This is a genomic window from Endozoicomonas sp. YOMI1 (genome assembly GCF_024606345.1).
Taxonomy (GTDB): domain Bacteria; phylum Pseudomonadota; class Gammaproteobacteria; order Pseudomonadales; family Endozoicomonadaceae; genus Endozoicomonas.
On the sequence record NZ_JAHHPM010000460.1, the window covers coordinates 1 to 24,492 of the forward strand.

16 protein-coding genes and 1 pseudogene are annotated in these 24,492 nt (G+C 46.5%); 6 read left to right on the top strand and 11 right to left on the bottom strand.

Features of this window, described 5'->3' with window-relative positions; all coding sequences use genetic code 11:
* Positions 1-325: 325 nt before the first annotated feature.
* From KDK15_RS16320 to KDK15_RS16330, 3 genes and pseudogenes are all read right to left on the bottom strand, one after another.
* Positions 326-2,368 (bottom strand): type I-F CRISPR-associated protein Csy2, encoded by a 2,043-nt coding sequence (locus tag KDK15_RS16320; RefSeq protein ID WP_257296449.1) that lies wholly within the window; start codon positions 2,366-2,368, stop codon positions 326-328.
* Positions 2,369-2,370: 2 nt separating this feature from the next.
* Positions 2,371-3,609: a TniQ family protein gene (locus KDK15_RS16325; RefSeq protein WP_257296450.1), complete on the bottom strand. Its 1,239-nt coding sequence runs from the start codon at positions 3,607-3,609 to the stop codon at positions 2,371-2,373.
* Positions 3,610-3,704: 95 nt separating this feature from the next.
* Positions 3,705-3,968: pseudogene (locus tag KDK15_RS16330) on the bottom strand (transposase); the annotation flags it as partial.
* An 87-nt stretch (positions 3,969-4,055) separates the two neighbouring features.
* On the opposite strand from KDK15_RS16330, the gene KDK15_RS16335 reads away from it, so the two are divergent.
* Both KDK15_RS16335 and KDK15_RS16340 read left to right on the top strand, forming a co-directional pair.
* Positions 4,056-4,382, top strand: coding sequence for a helix-turn-helix domain-containing protein (locus KDK15_RS16335; RefSeq protein ID WP_257296452.1), 327 nt, complete (start codon positions 4,056-4,058; stop codon positions 4,380-4,382).
* 131 nt (positions 4,383-4,513) lie between these two features.
* Positions 4,514-6,538 (top strand): hypothetical protein, encoded by a 2,025-nt coding sequence (locus KDK15_RS16340; protein ID WP_257296453.1) that lies wholly within the window; start codon positions 4,514-4,516, stop codon positions 6,536-6,538.
* Between the two features lie 67 nt (positions 6,539-6,605).
* Here KDK15_RS16340 and KDK15_RS16345 read toward each other — a convergent pair whose 3' ends face one another.
* From KDK15_RS16345 to KDK15_RS16355, 3 genes are read right to left on the bottom strand one after another with little or no spacing between them, the layout of a single operon-like run.
* Positions 6,606-9,854 (bottom strand): type I restriction endonuclease subunit R, encoded by a 3,249-nt coding sequence (locus KDK15_RS16345; protein ID WP_257296454.1) that lies wholly within the window; start codon positions 9,852-9,854, stop codon positions 6,606-6,608.
* Positions 9,851-11,236 (bottom strand): restriction endonuclease subunit S, encoded by a 1,386-nt coding sequence (locus KDK15_RS16350; protein WP_257296455.1) that lies wholly within the window; start codon positions 11,234-11,236, stop codon positions 9,851-9,853. Before KDK15_RS16350 ends, KDK15_RS16345 begins: the two co-directional genes overlap by 4 nt.
* A complete protein-coding gene (locus KDK15_RS16355) occupies positions 11,233-13,485 on the bottom strand; it encodes a class I SAM-dependent DNA methyltransferase (RefSeq protein WP_257296456.1) in 2,253 nt (750 codons plus the stop codon). Before KDK15_RS16355 ends, KDK15_RS16350 begins: the two co-directional genes overlap by 4 nt.
* Positions 13,486-13,710: 225 nt before the next feature.
* Between KDK15_RS16355 and KDK15_RS16360 the strand changes: the two genes are divergently transcribed.
* From KDK15_RS16360 to KDK15_RS16370, 3 genes are all read left to right on the top strand, one after another.
* Positions 13,711-14,823 carry an ISAs1 family transposase gene (locus KDK15_RS16360; protein WP_257296457.1) on the top strand — a complete coding sequence of 371 codons (1,113 nt, stop codon included), beginning with the start codon at positions 13,711-13,713 and terminating at the stop codon, positions 14,821-14,823.
* A 216-nt stretch (positions 14,824-15,039) separates the two neighbouring features.
* Positions 15,040-15,630 (top strand): hypothetical protein, encoded by a 591-nt coding sequence (locus tag KDK15_RS16365; RefSeq protein ID WP_257296458.1) that lies wholly within the window; start codon positions 15,040-15,042, stop codon positions 15,628-15,630.
* A 2-nt stretch (positions 15,631-15,632) separates the two neighbouring features.
* Complete coding sequence (locus tag KDK15_RS16370) at positions 15,633-17,000, top strand: adenylate/guanylate cyclase domain-containing protein (protein ID WP_257296459.1); 1,368 nt, start codon at positions 15,633-15,635, stop codon at positions 16,998-17,000.
* Positions 17,001-17,160: 160 nt separating this feature from the next.
* On the opposite strand, the gene KDK15_RS16375 is transcribed toward KDK15_RS16370, so the two are convergent.
* The 5 genes from KDK15_RS16375 to ahpC form a co-directional block, all read right to left on the bottom strand.
* Positions 17,161-18,180, bottom strand: coding sequence for a TniB family NTP-binding protein (locus tag KDK15_RS16375; RefSeq protein ID WP_257296460.1), 1,020 nt, complete (start codon positions 18,178-18,180; stop codon positions 17,161-17,163).
* Positions 18,177-20,183, bottom strand: a complete 2,007-nt coding sequence (locus tag KDK15_RS16380) for a transposase family protein (protein WP_257296461.1) — start codon at positions 20,181-20,183, stop codon at positions 18,177-18,179. The genes KDK15_RS16375 and KDK15_RS16380 overlap by 4 nt, the downstream gene beginning before the upstream one ends.
* On the bottom strand, positions 20,158-20,811 hold the full coding sequence (locus KDK15_RS16385; protein WP_257296462.1) for a TnsA endonuclease N-terminal domain-containing protein: 654 nt from the start codon (positions 20,809-20,811) through the stop codon (positions 20,158-20,160). The genes KDK15_RS16380 and KDK15_RS16385 overlap by 26 nt, the downstream gene beginning before the upstream one ends.
* A gap of 115 nt (positions 20,812-20,926) precedes the next feature.
* Positions 20,927-22,510 carry an alkyl hydroperoxide reductase subunit F gene (gene ahpF, locus KDK15_RS16390; protein WP_257296463.1) on the bottom strand — a complete coding sequence of 528 codons (1,584 nt, stop codon included), beginning with the start codon at positions 22,508-22,510 and terminating at the stop codon, positions 20,927-20,929.
* 211 nt (positions 22,511-22,721) lie between these two features.
* Positions 22,722-23,291 (bottom strand): alkyl hydroperoxide reductase subunit C, encoded by a 570-nt coding sequence (gene ahpC, locus KDK15_RS16395; protein WP_257296464.1) that lies wholly within the window; start codon positions 23,289-23,291, stop codon positions 22,722-22,724.
* Between the two features lie 671 nt (positions 23,292-23,962).
* Between ahpC and KDK15_RS16400 the strand changes: the two genes are divergently transcribed.
* Positions 23,963-24,340 carry a hypothetical protein gene (locus tag KDK15_RS16400; RefSeq protein WP_257296465.1) on the top strand — a complete coding sequence of 126 codons (378 nt, stop codon included), beginning with the start codon at positions 23,963-23,965 and terminating at the stop codon, positions 24,338-24,340.
* The last annotated feature ends 152 nt before the right edge of the window (positions 24,341-24,492 follow it).

A 24,492-nucleotide genomic window follows, 5' to 3' on the forward strand; every position in this document is an offset into this window, starting at 1 on the left:
CGGACTTAGGAGGTCAATGAAGGAGCCCATCAATTGCATTGAAACCGTGTACTAGTGCATAGTGCAGAAAAGCGCTAATACCCATACAGTTCACCCCCCTCCCAAGCCTGCGTGGTAATGCATACCCGAGCCTGCAGGGTGTGGAACAACCTAACAACCTGTTTCTAACGGGAATCATGAGAGTTTAATGGGGGCTCTAATTTTCCGAGAGGTTCGGTATGCATTCCCACGGGGTACCGTGGGAACGGGATGCAGGTTTTATGTCATTATCAAAGTACCGACAAATCATGTCGGCACTTCCATATTTTGTTTACACGGTTTCACTTTATCTGCCATGGGTATGCTGCTCCACAGAAATAGCTATACCAGAGTCACTGTAATTCATAGACCAAAAGCTACGATCAAGTGGATTTATCGAGTGTACGGATGTAAGCCTTATCACTGACATATCAGAATAGGCAAAAGCGTGGGAGTAGCCTTCAATACCTTTCCTGACAGTGGGATTTCCCAGAAACCGGAATCCGGAGCCTATGGGAAGTACTTTGCCTTCGGATAGCAGACTTATCAGTTCATGCTTACCAGGGCTTTCACAGACAGATGAGATGATTCTTGCGTAGCTTGGCAATTGGCAAAGTGAACCCGATAGTTCTTCCAGAGAACGATAAACTGCACAGCATTGATAGAGGTCACACTGCCCGTAGGTTCCTTCGATAGGATGAGTCAGTGTTCCGCCAGCAAATCTCGAAGGCATGCAGCCAAATAGATTATCTTCACCTAAATCAACCTCTTTCGAAGAGCGTGGCAGCTGTATCATCAGGTCAAACTCAAGATCACAACTTCTACGGTCAATAATTGGGCCATTCAATACTTTCCCATGCTTAACTTCCTGCTCTGGCAGGGGATGCCCTTTATTTAATCCGTATTTCCGAAGAATGACAGCAAACCGGAAATCGGTTTGACCGCTTTCATACCCAAGGTTACATAAAAAGGCATGTACCAACCCAGCCCACGCTGTTAAGGCTGGTAGCGCTAATATGTATGGATTACTTCTTGCGTTCGCGTCGTACGCCACCAGTCGTTTGAAGTGAAGAAACTGACCTTTAATATCAGCGGGTTCAATAGGCTCAGCGATTTTGATTATTGTTTCTTTTATTCCCTTTTCAAATATAGGCAATAACCTTGGGTGATATGCCAGCTGAACGGAATACCCCGTTTGTTCCAATACATCGTTTAGCTGTGATAGAAAATATTCAACAGCTTCATCTATATCCCTTAAGCTCCCCTGTATCAGCTGCAGCTCAATGGTTCCTTCAAGTGTCTGGCCAATCTGGCTCTCACCAGCCAGGTAGTGAGCCCTTAACATGCTTAGCCTTGAAAAGAGTTCTTCAATAATCGCTCCAATACAAACAGCCTCCTGTTTTAAACGATCTTCCCTCTGTTTTTCTGACTCAACAACGACCTTACCCAGAGAGCAGTGCAGCAAAAAAGCCAGATTCTTCTTTTGAAAAATACATCCAACACTGAGCAGATGCCTCTTAGTCCGCCAACGATGAAGACTGTCTTCAAGCTTATGATCCCGCTTCCCTAATCTGGGAAGATAGTGAAAGCAATATAATTTACCGCTACACGTTCCCAAGAAACTACTCACCAGTAATGGCCGTGCATAAAATACCGGGCGACTTCTGATATCAGGATTAGTGACCAGATTATGTACCCATCTCTGAACACCCGCTGCGACTAGAGGAGTCACGGCAACGTACTCACCCTTCCCATCAGGAAATAGTAATACCTTGCTTTCAGGACTGACAAAATCTGGAAGACTGTTGGACATTCCTCCCCGACATAATTCCCTGAGCTGTTGAACTTTCTCTGCTGAAACTCCCAGAACGCTCAGCTCATCAATTAACGGGCTACCGTCTTCTTTTGAGAACGCCTCAAACAATGAGGTGACTCTGTTATTCCAGAAAAACTCTGTCGCTAAAAAGTGACTCCTTGATACTTTGTTAGCGTTATGAGACCAGCCAAGGTACTTTTCTCCATCCTCCCCATAATTTTCAGGAAACCAACGAGCACAACCGGTTGCGCGACTGTTTGGATCTTTAAGGTAATGGGTCGTCACCCAGGGTGCGGTTTCAATGATGTCAGCATGCCACTGATCACTCTTCAATAACTCTTTGGCTGCTGCTTCATCGTCCAGGTCTGCCTTATCTGCATTTGAGCGCGTCAAATTCGTCAAAATAATGAGGGTCTCAGTAACGTGTCCATCAATCACAACTGGCACATCAGAGAAAAAAACTCTCTTTAACATTTCATTCCACTCATCCTTTTCCTCCATCTCCACCTTCAAAAGGTCACCCAGTATTTTCATGCTTACCACCTTGAGAGATAGAGGTTGCGGTTAGAGTGTCTTGACTGAAAACCCACTGACCATAAAACGAAAACATCTTTCAGTCTGAACAATGGCGTTGCAGGATTAATCTCCTCTTTATCTTTTAGCTGTTTGCACGGATGGAGTAACCCATCTTCAATCAATCGTGCCAGCTGCCTGATACTTACCCCTAAAATCACACAAGCTTCAAAGCTATCCAGCAGAGTGAGGGATATTTCCGAGTACGGGTGCCCCTCCTGAAAAACAATCTGATCAAGAAATGAAAATACCGTTTTAAGCACTTCATTGGTTTCCAGCCGTTCATCCGGGAGATATCGACTTACCTTCAGCAGAGCACCAAAAATCGAACGGAATGAAGTGCCCTTCATAGAGCGCTCAGAATACTCAAGGCCTTCAAAAGCCAGTGTCTCCAGCCGTGAAATCAATGCCGATGGCCAATCGTCAAAAAATTCAATGCAACGGAGCAGAAAAGCATCATCAACCAGCGATAAGTCATCACTTTCTTTTTCTACCCACTGCCTGAACCACAACACCGCTCCAAAAACAGCTTCAGTCGTTGAGTCCCTGAAAAGCAAATTTCCCTGCTCACCGCTCTCAGGTTTGAAGCCGTAAATCTGTTCTGCCAACCTGACCAGCTCTGCTCTTGCAGGCTTAGCCACTACCGTTGATAAATCAAAGCCACAAGGGCACGTAAGCAATTCGCCGTTATGAATATAGTCAATCTTCAGACCGCACTGAGGGCATGAATCAATCAATAAAGCCTGATGTTTTGGACAAGCCCGCACCAGAGAGATATGCCAGAAAACTGGAATATAGGGCTTTTCCTTCAAGCATTGAGGGCATATCGGAATACCTTCTGACCGGAAAAAGAGTCTGTGTATATCTAAACCTTTCCAAAACAGTGCCGTATGCTTTTCACCAAAACGTCGAGATGTTTTTAGCACCGCCATCTCCAGCAAGGGCATACGCTCTTTGCAGCACAGTTCAGACAGTAGATGAAGTGCCCAGTATGGTTTACTGGATGATGTATTGGCATGATAGAGGTTAAAACGGCTAAGCTCAGTAGCCATGACACCAGCCAGTTTGCCATGTTGTTTTTGCAGGAGTTTTCCCAGGTAGGGGAAGAGCTTCTTTACCCTGAAGCGATTGTCTTTAGCGAGCCGAATGATGTAGCTCTCCAGCGATTCATCGTATTCAGGATCAGGGCGGATCAGAAACATAAGCACCATACTCAGGATATCTGAGCATTACTATAGATGCTTTTTATCCGCCCGGATTGTCAGCAGACTCAGCTCTGAGCTGCAAACATACGTGCGGCTTTCTTCAGAATCTCATTCTCTTCTACTAAACGACCAAGTTCTTTTTTCAATCGCTTGATTTCAATCTCCCTGGAAGAGATAGGGCTCACCAACTGCTCTCTCAAACCATCAACACCCTTTTGAACCCAGTGCTTCATCGTTGCCGGATGAACATCCAATTCAGCAGCGGTAGCTTTGAGGTTTTTCTCATTTTCCAGATAACGCTCAACGGCCTGAATCTTAAAGGCCAGAGAATAACTTTTACGTTTATGGCTGTTCATTGCTCTACATCACAATATCTAAGTATTCCTTAGTATCGTACCACAACTAAAACTCAGATTATCTTAGCTTTTATGGCTAGGATTATTATGAGCAACCGAAGCTCGGAAGCCTTGTCACCGCTCCCGAAGCGTCTCAAGGAAGCGCGGCTGGCAAAAGGGTTGTCACAGAAGAGGTTAGGGGTGCTTGCCGGGATTGATGAGTTTTCTGCCAGTTCGCGAATGAACCAGTACGAAAAGGGTAAACATGCTCCTGACTTTGCCACGCTGAAACGGTTGTCGGATGAGCTGGGTGTGCCTACCTGTTATTTCTTATGTGAAGAAGACTGGTTAGCCACAGCTCTCATGAATATTTTCTCTTTATCTCTTAGCAAGCAGAAAAATATTGCCCAGCTGATTCAAGACGAGAAAATTTAGTTGTGATTACCTACTTTGCGTCATACATAACTGGTTATAAGGTCTATTCTCTTTGAGCATGAATTATCTTGTCTGATATGATCTGCGAATAGAGAGAAACAACGATGCAGGCTGTTTCCAAGGGAGTGCCAATGAGTCTTCATACCAATCTTGCCGGAAGGTTGCGCAACACCAGTTTACCTAAGTCCCATGGACTGTTGCCGGTTTTTGAAGCTGTTGTTAACTCGATCCAGTCCCTCGAAGAAGCCGATCGGCTATCAACAGGCCAGATTACCCTTGAGATTGTCCGTAACCCTCAGCAGCAAATGCACTCAGGGAAAGAGGCTGAGCAGGAAATCATTAAAGGCTTCATCATCACAGATAATGGTGTTGGTTTTAATGATGCTAACATGACATCGTTTGAAACCTTGGATTCCGACCACAAAATCGATAAGGGTTGTCGAGGCATTGGTCGCCTGATGTGGTTGAAAGCATTTGATCTGGCCAAAGTTGACAGCATTTTTCATCATAACGGCAACTTCCACCAACGGCAGTTTTCATTTTCGGCACAGAACGGTGTTCAGTCAGAACCCGTTGCTGATGTGAGTGACAAAACAGCACGTACAGTATTAACCCTGGATGGCTTTGATAAAACCTATTTCTCAAGTTGCCGCAAAACGGCTTCCGCGATAGCAGAAGCTTTACTCGAACACTGCCTCTGGTATTTCGTAAGAAACCCAACTATACCCTGCATCGTTGTGAAGGACGGTTCTGAAACCATTAACCTCAGTACTATTTTTGACCAGTGCATGCACTCAAAAGCAACGAGCGAACCAGTCAAAATAAAGGAGCACAGTTTCGAACTCACTCATATCAAGTTTCGGGCAAGTGTGAATAAAAACCACTCCATGTTCCTTTGCGCTGCCGGCAGGGTTGTAAAAGAAGAGTTCATTAGTAAGAAAGTACCTGGTCTCTTTGGCACAATATCCGACAATGATGGTAAATTCACCTATGCCTGCTACGTAACTTCACCGTATCTTGATGAGCATGTGCGCTCTGAGAGAACTGCCTTCAACATCCCAGAAAATATTGACGACCTGACCAGTGATTTAGAAGTTTCCCTCAGTGAAATCAGGGATACTGTTGTCAGCAAAACCAAGGAGTATCTCTCAGAATATCTTCAGGAGAACATGAAGGCAGGCAGAGAGCGGGTGGATGCATTTGTAGCGCATAAAGCTCCTCGATACCGATCCATTATCAGCCATATGAATGAGAGTGAACTCACGGTTGACCCCAAAATATCCGACAAAGACCTTGAGTTACACCTGCATAGACAATACTTCGAGGTGGAAAGTGCTCTTTTAGATGAAGGGCATGAAATCATGAATCCCGTCGTCGAGAGCAACTTTGAAGAGTATCAAAGTCGGCTTAGTGATTACCTGCAAAAAGCCAATGACTTCAAGCAATCAGACTTGACTAACTACGTTAGCCATCGGCGCACTATCATTGATTTACTCGAAAAGAACATTGAGCAGTTAGATAATGGCAAATATGCCCGCGAAGACCTGATACACCAGTTAATAATGCCCATGCAGAAGGATTCAACACAGACACCACTGGATGCCTGTAACTTATGGCTCATTGATGAGAGGCTGGCATTTCATGACTATCTGGCTTCTGACAAACCCTTAACCTCCATGCCAATTACCGGGAGCGAATCTGGAAAGGAACCGGATCTTTGTGCTCTCAATGTTTGTGATAATCCAATTCTGGTATCCGATAAAAAATCATTGCCACTGGCCTCAATCACGGTCGTTGAAATTAAACGCCCAATGCGAAATGATGCCAAAAGCGGTGAAGAGAAAGACCCGATAGAACAGGCTCTGAACTATCTCGATCGTGTACGCGAAGGGCAGACAAAAACGGCTACTGGTAAGCTCATCCCCAATTCACGTGATATTCCTGGCTTTTGCTACATCATCTGCGACCTGACACCAACCGTTGTGCAACGTTGCCGAATTTTTGACCTGACTCCAACCCATGATCACATGGGATATTTTGGCTACAGCAAAAGCTACAGTGCCTTTATCGAAGTGATTTCCTATAACCAGCTGGTACAGTCTGCCAAGGAGAGAAATAGGGCTTTCTTTGACAAACTGGGATTACCAACAACATAAAATTTTCGTGCCATCAAGCTCGCGGTAGCAGCCCTACGACTGCTACCGCCCTGATCAAAAGCGCAGCTCACCGCTTCAACAAATCAAACACCACCCGGGCAAACCCTCTCGCCAGCTCCGGATTCGACAGATACTGCAACATCATCTCCTGATGCGCTTCACTGCTCTCCATCACCGCATCATCAATGGCCTGAGGGAAGTCACCCAGCAGCGCCTGTTCCGCCGTATTGTTGGCAATCTGCTTCATCACCGTGGCGTTCTCAGCCAGCTTATCCCGCACGGTGTAGGCATAGTTGATCATATCCTTGTCGGTAAGATTATCCGTCACAAAAAGATCATTCAGCCGCTCCAGAATCTGCGACATAAACTCTTCTTTCTTGTCCTTCGCCTTGGCAGAACCGATATCATTGCCCGGCTCCAGCTTGTCGTCTTCGCTGTCTTCTCTCAGCTGAAGATGCTGCTCTCGAATTTTCGACAACCGGTAATGGCTCATCTCCACATTGGTCAGGTCAATATCGTCCTCATCCACCCGACGCTCCCGCAACAACGGGCGCAGGAAGCGGGCAAACAGGCTGAGCTTTTCCAGCTCCAGGTCATCGTAATCCACAATCTGGGACATAAACTCATAAAACCGGGTAAAACTGCCCAGATCTTTCTTGAAAATCTCCAGTCGGTCTTTCTCCTGCTTGCACTCCTTCATGCTGTTTTCCGCATTAGCTAACAGCACCGCATCATTGGTTGCCGCTTTGGTACGCTCGAAGATTTTTCGGGCTTTCTGATATTCTTCCACGGCAGAGCTGTACCGTTTCTGCCAACGCTCCACCGCCGGTTTGCAGATATTGCTGATGGCGGCATTGCTCTTGTTTTTACTGAGGAAGGCATCGCAGAACTTTTCCACTTCGTTCCACTGGAAAATGCCGCTCTCCCGCAGCTTATTGAACAGCTCAAAGATTTTGTCCGGGTCAGATACATCCGACAGCTCCGCCGTCTGATAGTAAGGCTGGAACGATGCCAGAATCTCCTCCGGCTCATTGACAAAATCCAGTACAAAAGTGCCGCCTTCTTTCTTCCCCGGATAGGTCCGGTTCAAACGGGAAAGGGTCTGCACACACTCCACGCCGCCCAACGGCTTATCCACATACATAGCGCAGAGCTTGGGCTGGTCAAAACCGGTCTGGAACTTATTGGCAACCAGCATCACCTGGTAATCGTCGGTATTAAACGCCTTGCGCATCTCCCGACCTTTCAGGCCCGGGTTCATATTCTTCTCGGTAAACTTCTGATCCAGTAATAAGGCGCTATCCGGATCATCTGCCGAAAACTCCACTTCACCGGAGAACGCCACCATCACCTGAATGGAACTCTTCTCCTCCGCCAGATACTTATCAAACGCCAGCTTGTAACGCACCGCTTCCTTACGGGAACTGGTCACCACCATCGCTTTCGCCTGCCCGTGGAGCAGCCCCATCACATGGGTTCGGTAGTGATCCACAATCACCCGCACTTTCTGGGAGATATTGTAATCGTGCAACCGCACCCAGCGGTTCAGCTTCACCTTCGCTTTTTTGCTGTCCACTTCCTCGTCTGCTGCTTCCAGCTTCTGGGCAAGTTTGTAGGCCACCTTGTAGTTGGTGTAGTTCTTCAGCACATCGAGAATAAAGCCTTCCTCAATGGCCTGACGCATGGAATACACATGAAAGGCGACCGGGATATTCTTGATCGACGGCGGTGCATCCGGATTCGGCAAACGACCAAAGGTTTCCAGCGTTTTCGCTTTCGGTGTCGCAGTAAAAGCAAAATAGCTCAGATTACTGTTATGACGACGAGCCGCTACCGAAGCATTCAGCTTGTCTTCTGAGGACAGTTCCAGGTCTTTGGCTTCCCCATCCACCATCAACACCTGCTTCAACCGCTTGGCGGTATCGCCAGTCTGTGAAGAGTGGGCTTCATCGGCAATCACCGCATAACGACGCTGTTGCAGGCTGATGCTATCGGCAATGGCATCCAGCACAAACGGAAAGGTCTGGATGGTGACAATAATAATCGGCTGGGCAGTTTCCAGCGCCTTCGCCAGTTTCTCGGATTTGGAGCTGCCTTCCCCCTCCTTGTTATTGATGCGCCCCACCACCCCATCGGCGTGTTCAAACTGGTAGATGGTGTCCTGCAACTGGCTGTCCAGCACGGTGCGATCAGTAATCACGATCACCGAATCAAACTGCTTCTCACCCCGTTCGTTATAAAGCGTAGAAAGCTGATGGGCAGTCCAGGCGATGGAGTTGGATTTACCGGAACCGGCGCTGTGCTGAATCAGGTATTTCTGGCCGGTGCCTTCATCCCTTGCGGCACCAATCAGCTTACGTACCACATCCCACTGGTGATAACGGGGGAAGATCAGCGTCTCTTTCTTGAATTTACGACCATCGGCGTGCTCTTTCTCTTCAATTTCCAGATGGATAAACCGGTGCAGAATATTGAGCAGATTATCCGGCAGCAGCACCTCGTTCCACAGGTAACCGGTGGCATACTGATCGTCATTTTCAGGAATATCATTGCCCGCACCACCCTCTTTTGTGCCTTTGTTAAACGGCAGGAAGAAGGTATTGGCACCATCCAGCCGGGTCGCCATATACACCTCGTACTGGCTCACGGCAAAATGCACCAGTGCGCCGCGTTTAAAGGTGAGCAGCGGCTCGGGTTTGCCGGTTTCCGGGTCTTTGGGCAGACGGGTGGTTTTGTACTGGTTGACGGCCCGGTCTACGGACTGTTTGAATTCGGATTTCAGCTCCAGCGTTGCCACTGGCAGACCATTGATAAACAGCACCAGGTCAATGCGCCAGGCTTTTGCCTTTTTGCCGGTTTCCGTCAGGTGCTCCGCCGTGGCGTATGGGCTGTAAACCAGCTCCGGCACAATACGACAGACATTCTCTTGATAACGAGCCAGCGTCTCCGGGTTCAGATTATGTTCCGGCATAAACTGGCACAGGCTGAAACGGGCATTGCGAATCTTTAGGCCGTGGCGCAACACGCCCAGGGTGCCATAACTGCGCAGCTCTTTATCAATGGCATTGGGGTTGGCTTTTTTCAGCTGCTCTTCCAGATGCTTGATAAAGTGCGTCTCGGAACCCTGCGGATAGACCTTGCAGAACTTTTGCCACTCTTTGGGCTGGGTACCTTTCACAAACGCCAGCACATCGGCAATGTAAAGTGCCGCTGCCCGATCATAGTGTTCCGGTTTACCCAGCTGCCAGCCATTGGTCTGCATCTGGGTGATGATGTCATTCTGGAAAACCAGCTCTACCGATGCGTCCTTGCTCATACTGCTTGTACCGCTTTGGGTGGTTGTTCTTTTTCTGTCGGAGATGTCCATTCACGGACGTCTATTTTACCGGTGACGGCGGCGGAGATCAGGGCTATCCTACGCTCGGCGAGAATCTCAAGAAGCCCAAATGCTTCCTGCTCAATTTGGGAAAAAGCCTCCACCTTGTCATGCAAAGCACTAACGATTTCCTTCTGTTCCGACAGTGGAGGCAATGCCACAAGCCAAGATTTAATATGCCCTTGCGAAATTTTCGCCATTGTCATACTCGAACCTCGAGCATCTAACTCTATCTGTAAACGTCCAAAGTCTGATTGAAGCCAAAAGCATAGGTATTCAGCATGAATTTTAGGGTTAGTGTTTAAGCGATAGATCAAGTCTGAAAGCATGATCTGTGTTTTTGGCTCTTCCCGGACAAAACATGCATCACCCACAAGACTGGGGGTATTTGCACGAGTTAACAATAAGTCGCCTTGCTTCACTGCAAAACGAGATTCAAAGACGTTTTCAGAATCGAGAGTTTTGGCTTCTTCTTGAATAAAACAGCCTTTCTTAACTGCACTGATTTTAAGAACACCATATTCACCTTGGCATGGAGCTTGGTTATTGGCAACAGGGCTGCTTCCTTGCTCAATACCGTACAACACTCGTTGCATCGGTAATACATCCCAATGCTCTGGCACCTTCCCAAGCCACTCCACACCAGAATCTTTCTGCTTCACATCTGGGTTCAGCCCCTTGGTAACGGCATGGGTGATTACCGCCTGACGCTTTTCCTGCAACAGACGAATCAGGGTTTTCTGCTCTTCGATCAGGGTATCGATTTTGCCGGTTTCGTGGTCGAGAAAATTTAGGATAACGAGTTGCTCACTCTGTGAAGGCAAGGCAATGTAAGCTCCTTTTATGTCATCCCAGCCAATAGCAGCTCTATGTTCTAATATCCCATTCCCAAAAGTTGCCAAATGTTGCTGAAATGGCTTGTTTTCAAAAACACGCAGTGCAAATCTTTTCTCTATAACTTTTTCGCTTGTATCAAGCACTATGTAGACGGGACTACACACCCCGTCGTAATTGGACATTCCATATGACCCAATAGCGTAATTCATGCTATTGATCACAAGGTTTCCTTTCTTGACAATTTTACACTTACTCAGATCATCAGGTTTCTTGTTGCCTACATCACCCTTGTCTTCATATCGAATAACTCCGACATTTGCCATCAGAGAAAGGTAGTTTTGGTCAACAGCCCCCTCATTTTTTTCTGTAATATTTGTTACTACTGAGCGGCATGGCATAACATTCCAGCCTGTTGGGACTTCTCCTAACCATTCCTCACCAGAAAACTTATACTCCGGATAGGCTTTGTACTCACCAGCAATCATGAATGCACCTCCGCAAGCAGCCCCATAATCCGCTTACTGACCGCATCCAAATCCGCATCAATCGCTTCCAGTGCCCGTGGCGGCTGGTACACATAAAAATGCCGGTTAAAGGGAATCTCATAACCGACAATACCGATCTCGCCGTCTTGCTCATCGCACTTGTCGGCATTAATCCAGGCATCCGGCACATGGGGTGCCACTTCCCGGTTAAAGTAGGTTTCGATCAGGGTGCTGGTGCTAATAGACGGATTGAGGGGAATATTCTGGTTATCCCGCAGATCGCCATCGGTCTGAAATTCAACGACTTTGCCCTTATATTCAAAGGCTCCATACAACGGCTGCGCTTCTTCTTTCAGAACCTTTTTGATCACCGGCTCTGCTTCCGGATTGGTCCAGGTAATGGCATCCAGCAGCTGCTTTTTCTCTTTGGTATCCAACTTGATGCTGTTGGCGTTCGTCGCCTTTTTCAGCAGGGCTTCAAACTCGTTAAAGTCGTCGTGCCGGTCACTACGAATCTGTTGGTGCAGGGTTGCCGCTTTCTCCATCAGTGTTTTCTGGAAGTTCCAGAGTTTGGTGTCCAGCAGTTCCTTGATCTGTTTTTCTTTCAGCCCGGTAAAGTCTTTTTTAATCTTTTGACGAATGGCGATTTGCTGTTCGTCGTTTAGCCCTTGGTAGCAGTCATCACCATGCTGCTCATACACCCAGCGCATCACATTGTTAAAAGGTTTGGGCGCAAAACGCAGGCCCGCTACAGCTTCTTCAGTAAACTGAGCCGAGAGTCGCAGCGGACGCTCCACCGTAATACGCCGGTAGCCAAATTCATGGGTATCAAAAATCTTGGCGGCGAATTTATCTTCTGTGGTGGCTTCAAAGGCACCAAAGTTACGGGTGATGGTGCGAATATCGTCATCACTCATCAGATTGCGCTTGGAGCCAAGGGATTTACGCATTTTGCCAAACAGCTTGGCACCGTTAATCAGCTGCACCTTACCCTTGCGGGCGTTGGCTTTCTTATTGCTCAGCACCCACACGTAAGTAGCAATGCCGGTGTTGTAGAACATATCCGTAGGCAGGGCGACAATGGCTTCCAGCAGATCGGCTTCGAGAATATAACGGCGAATCTCGCTCTCACCGCTGCCTGCACCGCCGGTAAACAGTGGCGAACCGTTGAGGATAATGCCGATACGGCTTGGATTCTGGTTCTCTGAAGTGATAGGTCGGAACTTGCTGATCAGGTGCATCAGAAACAGCAGCGAACCGTCGGACACTCGTGGTAGGCCGGGGCCAAAACGACCATCAAAGCCTTTGAATTCATGCTCATCTTTCACCGTGCCTTCGATCTTCTTCCAGTCCACGCCGAAGGGCGGATTGGAGAGCATATAGTCAAAGGTGTCGTTGCTCAGCTGATCGTTGGATAGGGTGTTGCCCAGCTTGATACGGCTGACATCCTGCCCCTTGATCATCATATCCGCCTTACAAATGGCGTAGGACTCCGGGTTCAGCTCCTGACCAAAGGCACGCATCACTGCATCCCGGTTGTGTTCGTACACATACTCCATACCGGACGACAGGAAGCCGCCAGTACCTGCCGTCGGGTCATAAATGGTGCGGATAACCCCTTCCTTGTTCAGGGCATCGTCGTCTTCCATAAACACCAGGGCGGTGGTCAGCTTGACAATATCCCGTGGGGTAAAGTGTTCCCCGGCGGTTTCGTTGGAAGATTCCGCAAAACGACGAATCAACTCTTCAAACACCAGACCCATTTCATGGTTAGACACTGCCGCCGGGCTAAGGTCGATGGTGCCGAACATCTTCACCACCTTGAACAACAGGTTATTGGCGTTCAGGGCATCGATAAATTCTTCAAAGCGGAAGTGCTCGAAAATCTCCCTGGCATCTTTGGAGAAGGACTGGATGTAGTTTTCCAGGTTGTCTTTAATCCCGGTCTGCCCCAGTTTGGAAAGATCCATCTGCGAGGTGTTAAAGAAGGTCAGGCCCTGGGGATTCTCCGGTGTGCGGGTGGCTGGCAGCAGCATTTTTTCCTTACCATCCGTGGGCAGATTCATGCTTTTCACCTGCTCATACTTGACCAGCACCGATGCTTTCGACGGTGCCAGCACGCATTCCAGACGGCGCAACAGGGTAAATGGCAGGATAATCCGACCATACTGGGACTGTTTGAAATCCCCCCGCAGCAGGTCAGCAACAGACCAGATGAAAGCAGCAAGGTTGTTATGGGATTGAGACATAGAGTGTTCTGAATTTCTGAAGGTAGGAATGCGGCTGTGCAGAGGTGTTCGGCTGGCACAAACGCTTGACTTACGACGTTAGTCGTTATTGTGGAGGATATGGAACGCAGGCTCAAGCAGTATGCGGCAGGGCGATCTCATTTGGCACTAACCTACTTTGTCCTGTGACAATAAAACAACTCAAAAGATATGGCATTCTCCGCTCAAAGACTAAGGATGCCACATATGCCCCTCTTGGATACTTTTTCCGAACTGACTGAAATTCGTGCGGATAATCATCGATATCCTCTGTCAGACCTTGTTTTCATGGCTGTCTGCATGATCACGTGTGGCGCTGAAGATTGGAAGATGGTCTCAGAACTTGCCAAGAAAAAGAAGTCCTGGCTAAAGCTTTATATCCCTCTGCCTCATGGCGTCCCATCTCATCACACATTTATTCGAGTTTTTGAACGACTTGATCCAGATGAGTTCCGCCAATGTTTTATAACCTGGGTTAAACAAATTGCTGAGCGTACTCATGATGAAGTCATCGCTATTGATGGAAAAACACTACGACGCTCATACGATAAAGGTGATAACAAGGCCGCCATTCACATGGTTAACGCGTGGGCCAGCCAAACAGGCATGGTGCTTGGACAGCTTAAAACAGCAGCCAAGTCTAATGAGATAACCGCCATTCCAGCACTTCTCGATATGTTAGAAATCAGCGGGTGTATTGTCAGCACTGACGCTATGGGCTGTCAAAGAGCGATCGCTGAAAAAATCAGAGATAAAAACGCTCACTACCTGCTGGCTGTGAAAGGAAACCAGCAGCACCTGCACGATGATATCAAGCTTTATCTTGATGATCTGGCGACAAAGGAAAAGCTACCTGAAAACGCAAGTTTTCATGAAACGGTAGAAAAGGGTCATGGACGAATAGAAATACGTCGCTGTTGGACAAGTGCCGATATTCATTGGCTTGTCCAGCGTGAAGACTGGAAAGATCTCGCCATGATAGGGGTTGTTGAAGGTGAGCGTCATGAAGGCGATCAGGTAAGTATTGAGCGTCGATATTTTATTTCCAGCCTAACCACAGATGCCGAGCACTTCATGAATTCAGTGCGATCTCATTGGTCCGTGGAGAACAACCTGCACTGGGTGCTCGACATTGGCTTTAGAGAAGACGAATGTCGTATTAGAAAGGGCTTTGGCCCAGAAAATATGGCGATATTTAGACAAATGGCTCTGAACTTGCTGAAGCAGGAGGCTACTTTAAAGCTTGGAATCAAGAACAAGCGCATCATGGCGGCAGCGGATGACGAATACAGAACACTACTGCTTCAAGGAATTATTTGAAAGTTAGTGCCAAATGAGATCGCCCTGCAGTATGCGGGCAGTTAGATTGATCTTGTGCAGTTTGTCGTGTTTTAATCGCGGTAATTTATCAGTTAGATCCACCTTGAAATTTAAGAGATTTGACTCAATGTACGACTAATAGCATACAAAGCATCACTATTTATGTTGTATATACCAGTACGCAAGTTGAATTGCCAAACGAAATAATCAAGGATCATGAAAGAACAGACGAACGATAGCCGAGTAGCCATCCAGTGGGAGGTAATCAAGCGCTTTGATATTTATATTTCCTCTGCTAACACCAAAGCAGGTGTAATTCTCTCTTTCAGCGCAGCAGCATTCGCAATGCTGATGACTCACGCTTCTATGATACTAAGTCTACATTCCCACCCCTTGTACCAGACCATTTTAGGGCTACTGGGAATTGTCTCTGCTGGAAGCCTGCTAATGTCAATTTGGCATTCATTTCATGTCATTTTTCCTGATACAACACCAGGTGCAAATGAGTCGCTTATCGGATTCCCTTTAGTAGCAAATTTCAACGGCGGCGCAGCGGGATATGCAAAAGCGGTTGCAGAACGCAAGCCTTCTGAAATACTTGAGGACCTGTCTTATCAATCGTTCGTTCTGGCTCAGATTACAAGGGATAAATTTCTCAATTTAAGCGCTGCCAAAAAGTACATAAAGATACTGATTTTTGCTGGAGCACTGCTACTGATATTAATTGGGGCAGCTGAACTGCAGCCCCTATACCAACCAGACAGCGTAAATTTGGGTAAGCCCCTTAGCATTAAGGAAGGAAAGTAATTTTGGGAAATAGCAAAACGGATCTACGCTCAATAACAAAGAAGTTTTTCAGCGACGAATATTATCAGGCAGAAAATCTGGCAACAAACCACCCCTCAATGGAAGGGGTGTATGAAAGTGCCAGTAGTGGTACGGTCATTAGATCCTCAGATTCAATGCCCGTACGGTCTGATGTTGAGTTTGCTTACCAAGAAGCTCTTAGGCCTCATTTCGGTAAAGCTGGTGTCAATAGACAGGGTGTTGGTCCTCACCCGGACTTTGCATATTTGAAAGCATCCGGTGACTTCAGACACCACTACGCTGTGACCCTGTTTGTTGATATTAAAGGCAGTACAAGGCTCAATCTTCTGATGGATATTCAGCGAACAGCCTTTGTAAAAAACCGGATTTTGCAAGCTGCGGTGGAGGTGGTTCGCAGCTTGGATGGGCATCCCCATCGTTTCATGGGTGACGCACTCATGGCTTTTTTTGGGGGGCTCAACACTAGTAAGGAAAATGCCATAGCTGATGCTATTAATGCTGCTGCATTGATCCGATTTACTATGAAGGAGCACATATTTCCAGAGTTGGATTATCAGCTTGGCACTACAACTGATATGGCTGTCAGAGTTGGCATCGACTTTGGAGATGATGATGGGGTTCTCTGGACCAATTTTGGCTTCGGTGAAGCTAGCGAGATTACTGCTCAGGGGTTAAATGTTGATCTAGCATCCAAACTGCAAGGGCTGGCATCAGCAAATCATGCAATGATGGGGCAAAACCTGTTTTCATTTATTGACTTTCCAGAATCCTATCAAAGCGTAAAAACCAAATCTGGTGAGCCAGATTATTTTGTTACTCCCAATATTTCAGACAAAGATGGTAATAAGCTGAATTACAAAATGAGGCACTTGCAAAGCTTGGAGTATCAACGTCTCCTGCCAATCCCAACTGAGTGGAAAGAACAGATTGATGGTCTTACACAAATCAAAAACTGTTCAGAAATAACTTACTGGTGTGAGTTTGAGGAAGGTGGTGAGTGGAAGAAATATCATTCTGTCTCAAAATTTCTTAACAAGCATTTAAGCCTTCAGTTTCATGTTAGTGCCCCAACTTACTTTGTGAACAACCATCATGGGTTAAAGGTAATTTTTACAAAACAGAATCACGGAAAAGAAGCTCGAGATCAGAATCAGGCTGGCGAAAGCTCATCTACAGACTATATCAACATGCAGCGAGGAGGGCGTAACGGCCTCCCTAACTACCAAAATGTCGTTAACAAAGAAGGTACTGAATATCGTGGACTGCATACGATGAATGTCAAAGTATACTCAGAAAAACACCCTACACTTCTACTGTTTCAAGACTGGATTGGGGTATATATAGTTTGAGTTAGATGTAGTAACCAAGATCTGAACTGACATTTACCTGCTCAGCGTCGCATTGTACCACCGCCAGTTCAGATAGTTCAGATAGTTCAGATCCAAGTCAGTGCCTCTCTGACACAAATTGAGAAAAAGTCTTTAAGATGGATCTTTCAAATTAAATAAGTCAACATGCAGACAAAGCCTCTGACAACTTCTGCCCAGGCGTAAATGTCTGTTCAACCACAGGATTCTGCCCTCTCCTGGCATTTTTATCCCAGTAGGAAGGTTTTGCCAGTTCAACAAACTCAACATCTTTAAGGCTTTCTATATTAAAAGCATTGCAAGCAGGGCAGCATACTGAGCATGCTTTTTTAAGGTGATCATATGTTATCATTGAAGCGTTTTCAGATATTGCATAAGTGGCTGCTTGGTCAATAATCCCCCTCAGTACTCGCAAATTTCCTCGACTGGCAGCAAATAACCTCAAAGCTATTTTGCTTTCACCAAGACCCGCTTTTTTCTCAAAACCGAACGCGTCATCAAGTGCATCAAGAAATGCGAAGTACTCTGCTCTCGACTTTTCATCAGATATCTTGAACGGGGCAAGAAAACGTCTTCTAAGAAAACGGCTGGCCAACTGTGGATTGTACTCTATCGCAGTAATACACCATGGAAGGCCAAAAAGAATAACAGGCCTCTTCGTTGCAATGATCAGCGCCTTGATACATTCAGTGGCTTCATAAAGATGCTTCCGAGTGTCATGTTCAAGAAGCCCCTGCGCTTCATCAATGATGAAGAGTTCCACACCCAGCTTATCGACCATTTCAACGATTATTTCCATCAGGTCATCAAACTCAAAATCTTTATAATCTTCGATCCCAAGGCCCATAGATTTGATTATTTTCCTTAACAACCCATTTCCAGAGACCTTGGGAGGTAGCACTGTATAAACAACCGGTATCACCGTGGAGTTCACCTTTTCATAGCGCTTATGGTCATTTTTAAACATCTCCATCATCTCACTTTTCCCAGCGCCTGTATCTCCATAAATAGCCATACAAATTGGTTCTCCATCTAACTTTGATAGATCTTTACAGTCATACATTTCATCAATCACGCTCAGATGGAAGTCCATCCAGACTCTCGTGTTTCTAATCTCTTTAATCTTTGCTTTTTGCTGTTCAGTCAATTCCTGACGCATCATTCTCCACCTTTTGTAGTAACCCAATTTGACCTGTCTATAGTCACTTTCAAACTATCATCAGATTTGTTCTGTTCCCGACTTTCTGAAGAAGGGTTACTCTGTTGAGAATTGGCTATACCCGTTATTGAGCCAGTAGAATCATCAGCAACCTTGCCATATCTGGCTGCTTTTGCTGTTGCGCCTGCTTTGCCTTTTCTGCCACGGTTTTCCCAATTATCAATCTCTCGCTCGATTAACTCACGAATCGCATCGCGGGCTGCCACCACGTCGTCATGCCTATATTTTTCTCGAATATACTTACGAGCGTATTTTCTATGAACTTTATGCTGCCACTCTGAGAGTCCTTTGGCATAGTTTTCATAATCAACAGCCAGAACTTTGATGTACTTTCGTTCAGATTCATCAAACACATGGATATGCCCAAGGTCATCAGGATCAACCTTATACATAACTTGCGAGCTTCCAATCTTGCCTCTGAGTCTGGTAAGCTCATCAGAGTCATAGTGCAAGTTTGAATACTGCACACCACCACGGCGCAGCTTACTGTATTTGGTTCTGCCCAAAATAATATCTAAACGTTTCGGATCAACGTGGCGTGGGGGAAAATCAAGAATGCCTTCTTTCCAGGCAAGATCAGGAATAATGGTGCCTTTAGCAACGGGTTGTTGCTGATAAACATCAACAATCCAGGTATAAAGAATTTCGAGAAAAGTACTGAACGTAATCACTGCATTCTTTTCAGGGTCGTAATCCCCTTTCTCGAAGATATTACTGAAGGTCTTCCCCGGTAAGCTCATCAGTAATTTCTTATTAATAGTTCCGTATAAGCGTTCAATCTTACCTTTCAGCCATGGCTTTTGAACGGGATTATATTGTGTCTGAATATTCAGCTCAGCCAGAACGATCTCAAGATCTTTTGACCAAAATTCTTTTCCGTTATCAAAAACAAAAAGCTCTGGCACTCCTGAACATACCCATGGATTCATTATATTGGGATATCGTTCTTTAATATGATTTTTAGGAATAATTATTGATTTCAGTAGTTTTGTTAATGATAAAAAACTGGGTGGATGAAAGCCGATATAGATTCCGGTAATAGATCGAGATAGGGCATCAATAGAAGTAGTAAGCCATGGTCTTCCAAGAGGCAACCGACTTTCATCATCGAGCACAAAAACATCAAGCTTTGTATGATCTACCTCAACTCGCTGTAAGGCACGTTCAAGTTTTAGAGACATGCCAACGGATGCAAATTCTATATCTGCTTTTCTTTTGCCCTCCCGTGCTTTCATTACTTCATATGGAGATTCGGTTTTAATTCTCTGCCTGAATATCTCATAGCTTGGAGTCTTTAACTGGTTTTCTTTAGGTAGCTTTTTATTAGCATTTGTTATAAACCCATCAAGATTATCCCAAGCCTCATGAATGGAAATTTTTTCTTTTGTTTTGTAGGTATCAATGGCTTCTTTAATAAACTCTTCCACTGCACTTCCAAGTCGTCCAGTATGATTGCCTTGTTTCATAGCATTAGTGAACAAACCCTTAACTGTTTGGCCATTAGCACAGAAAGACTCATTCCATCGGGCGAGCGTTCTCCAACCAGGAGGGTTAGAGTCATTTAGCTCTTTAGCAATTGCCGGTATCAGAGGGGTTAACGATTTATCAGTCCAGGTTTTTACCGATGCCCTTAATCTTGATATGTATTTAAAGCGACGAACCACTTCTTCCCTTTGCTTTTTGGGCAGACTCGCAAGATCTTCAGAAAGCGAAAACTCATCCTGGCTGTCCGGGCTATTAATCACAAACTCAACCCGACCTTCTGCAAGGCTGGACTCAACCTCTTCAATGCTTCTGTAAACCGCAACTCCACCCTGAAGCAAGTTTGTGAGAGATAGCTGATCTTTCGTTCTACTTTCAACCCTCAACAGTAGCTCTTGTTCAGTTTCTGTCACAGGAAAGAGCTTGAATACTGTACCTTCAGTAAATCTTTGAACAATAGTCATGATTGATTCCTACCAATGTTTTTTTGGTTAGAGCAGTATCGCTCAGCTCTGAAGCCAGTAGATTTCTTGCAATGAGGTCAAAGATGACAGACAGAGACTGAGAGATTTCGATACCTGAGGAGCAAGCAAGTTCATGAATACTTATTTCTTCATTAGAATATGAAGATGCGGTAGCCAAAACCTTCCTATGCTGAGCAGTTATAGCATCAGGAGTTCTGTATTTATGGAGAATCTGAAGGTTATCAAGATAAGGCTGTTTACGAATGTGGTCTTCTGTCCACAGCAGCAGATCCCTGCCTGATTTTCTGGCAGCTTCTTGCATGCAGTAAAAGCGATCCAGAAAATCTTTTCGCTTTGCGATCCTTGATGGTTTAACCTCTATATACGGCTCTTGACCGTTTTTCATCCGAGATAAATAGTCAGGCGTATACCTGTGAACCTTGTTTTCATAGATATACTCATAACCCTCCGGCTGAGATTCAAAGGATATGACATCATAGTCGTATTCAAGTGGGTAACAACCGTGAAATTCAAGTGTCGATTCGGTGAGAATGGTGGAAGCGTTTTTGTGGCTAACGAAGCGGTGAATATTGTTAACCTTCGATTTTCCGAGTTTTCTACGGTACATACATAAGACCCCGGTCAAACAACACCTGAAGTATTGTTGCCGGGGTCTTTTTTGTCAAAGTTGTTGTTTTATGTCACCACTACTTGTTTTATGTCACGATATGGTTGTAGCGACATCAAGCCGCTTTCTTATGATGTGGCTCTGGCGTACGGATCAGGTAATCAAAAGCACCCAGTGCAGCATTTGCGCCGCCGCCCATGGCAATAATGATCTGTTTGTAAGGTGCGGTGGTCACGTCACCGGCCGCAAACACGCCGGGCAGAGAAGTTTCCCCCTGGGCACCGGCGATAATCTCACCACGTGGGCTCAATTCCAGAGTTCCCTTGAGGAACTCGGCGTTAGGTACCAGACCGATCTGAACAAAAATACCAGACAGCTCAACCGTATTGCTGTGATCCGTTGCCCGATCGGTGTAACGCAGCCCGGTCACCTTCTCACCATCGCCCAACACTTCAGTGGTGAGCGCTTCGGTAATGATATCGATATTACCCATGGAGCGAGCCTTGCGTTGCAGCACTTCATCCGCTCTCAGTTTGCTGTCGAACTCCAGAACGGTTACATGCTCAACAATACCGGCGAGATCGATTGCGGCTTCAATACCGGAGTTACCCCCACCAATGACAGCGACTTTTTTCCCCTTGAACAATGGGCCATCACAGTGTGGGCAATAGGCGACGCCTTTACCCCGATATTCCTGTTCACCGGGAACGTTCATTTCCCGCCAGCGGGCACCGGTAGCGATAACCAGTGAGCGACTCTGCAATGTTGCCCCGCTTTCTAGCTCAACCTGAAGCAGATCGCCCACCTGTTCCGCTGCCACAATCCGGCTGGCACGCTGTTGAGTCATGATATCCACGTCATAGTCACGGACATGTTCTTCCAGGCTCGCCGCCAGTTTAGGGCCTTCCGTTGCCTTAACGGAGATAAAGTTCTCAATGCCAACGGTGTCCATCACCTGGCCACCGAAACGGTCTGCCACGATACCGGTACGAATGCCTTTACGGGCACTGTAGATGGCCGCAGAGGCACCGGCAGGGCCACCGCCAACCACCAGCACATCAAACGGTGCTTTTTCCGCGATAGCTTCTGCCTGACGCCGGGCAGCCCCGGTATCCAGCTTGTTCAGGATTTCCTGCACAGAGATACGCCCCTGGGCAAACAGTTCACCGTTCAGGTAAACCGATGGCACGGCCATGATTTTCCGTTCGTCCACTTCGTTCGGGAACAAAGCACCATCAATCATCACATTGGTAATGTTTGGATTCAGGGCTGACATGATGTTCAGCGCCTGCACCACATCCGGGCAATTCTGACAGCTCAGGGAAACGTAAGTTTCAAAACGGTAGTTACCTTCCAGCGCTTTTACCTGCTCTGCCACCGAATCATCCACCTTAATGGGGTGACCACCACTGTGCAGCAGCGCCAGAACCAGAGAGGTGAACTCATGGCCCATGGGCAGGCCGGCAAAGCGGATTTCACTGCCCGTTGCCGCTGAGCAAACCAGCATGGAGGGTTTGCGCTCATTGCTGTTATCTGATTTAGCGACAGATACCTTGTCAGACAGGCTGGCAATGTCGTTGGCCAGGGATGCCATTTGGGCTGACTTGTCGCTGTCGTCCAGGAATAGCACCAGTTCAACGGCTGTTTTCAGGTTTTTCAAATGGCTCTGTAACTGAGTTTTCATATTTGTGTCAAGCATGGTTGCCCCCTATTTATGGTAAAAAGATATTGATAAGGCGAAAGATGGTTTCTTACTTTCTTTTCTCAGGCTATTTCTGATCCGGCTTCCCGGATAAGCCTCTTTAAAGCTGACCAGGAATATTGGACAACGGTTTACTCAATATTCCTGGTCAGCCTTTGAGCCTGCCCGGACTGGCTGTCCGGGCAGGCGATCAGCGACAATCTATTATTTAGATCTTGCCAACCAGATCCAGGGAAGGCGCCAGAGTCTCTTCACCTGGTTGCCATGCCGCCGGGCAAACCTCGCCGTCATGCTCAGCGATGTACTGGGCAGCCTGTACCTTACGAACCAGATCTTTAGCAGAGCGGCCAATACCCAGGTCGTTGGTTTCGATGGCCTTGATTTCACCTTCCGGATTGATTACAAAGGTGCCACGCAGTGCCAGGCCGTCTTCTTCAATCATCACACCGAAGTTGCGGGTGATGGTGCCCGTTGGATCGCCGATCATCGGGAACTGGATTTTCTTGATGGTTTCAGAGCTGTCATGCCATGCCTTATGGGTGAAGTGGGTATCCGTTGACACGGAGTATACTTCGACGCCCAGGGACTGCAGCTTCTCGTAATGGTCAGCCAGATCACCCAGTTCCGTCGGGCAGACAAAGGTAAAGTCAGCTGGGTAAAAGAAGACCACAGACCACTTGCCCAGCAGGCTCTGTTCGGTCACATCAACAAACTCGCCATGGTGGAAAGCAGTGGCTTTGAATGGCTTGATCACAGTGTTAATCAGAGATTGAGTCATTTGATTTTCCTTTTGGGTCATCTTGCTGGTTTAAAGTGTGCCTTTCACCCGATAAAGAATACGACCAAACCATCGAACATCAAAATTAATTAAAAGAATAACTGTAATAGATTTATATAATTGAAAAATTCGGGTTTCCGAACAAAAACGACAGCAGGTTCGGTGAAGTTTGCCATTAAGGCCAAGCCAGACACACTGAAAAAGCTGTTACTGGTAATGGCCGTTTGCGGGTGTTTTGCGGCACTGTTTTTTTAAACGGAACAGGCAATCAAAAAGCCGGCATAATGGAACGGATCAGAAGCAAGTTGTTAACCGTAATGCAACCTGTTTCAATGTTCCAGAATACATAGGGGTAGGAGGGATCATTAGCCTCGTATTTAAGCAGAGAAGCAAAATGGGGCCCTAAAGAAGGTAACTCTCCCTGTTCATAAGCCCGCATATCGACTGACACTACAAGGGGGTTCCTCTTATGCCTGCCGACGCTGTTTTCATTTTTGTCATCAGCTAACAGAGATAGCAATGGTTCCAGTGCATGGTGTAAATGTTGCCGTATCTGTTTAATGCGCAATTCTCGGAAATCGTATTTTCCATATAAATCCAGGATATACCCTTTCCGTACCATATCTGGCTGAGGATCATGAGCATCCTCTTCTCTTATAACCGGAAGCGAAATGTTTGCTCTCTTGGACGGCCTGAAAGTTGAAGAAGTCAATAGGCGGATTCTCCTGCAAAGCTCGTCAGCAGAGGCAACAGAACGGCGAACTATTGGCTCGTCACTGGCGGTTGTCGACTTTGAATCAACAACATCGTCGGAATCAGGCATTAACGACGGTGTACCCGAACATGCCTCTGAGAATTCATTGATCATATGGCCTGAAAAAGACGTGCCAATATTTTTTCCAGTTCCCGAAGATCCCTGTTTGTCAATGTCACTCACATTGTTGGACGGGAATGACTGCGGTGCCAAGGTGAGCGGAAGTGAAGCAGGTGTATTCGTTAGCACTCGTACCCCCTATGGGACTTCTTTAGTCGATTTATCATACCAATAAAGTAGTCAACAAATTCACCATGCGCAGAAAAAATAATGCCCGGCGACGGCCGGGCTTTTGTTTTACGATCACTTAATCTTGATTAAGACAAGAACCCTTTGGTTTTAGCAAAATCGTCGTAAACCCTCGCCCAATCGGGCCGGGCCGCGCAG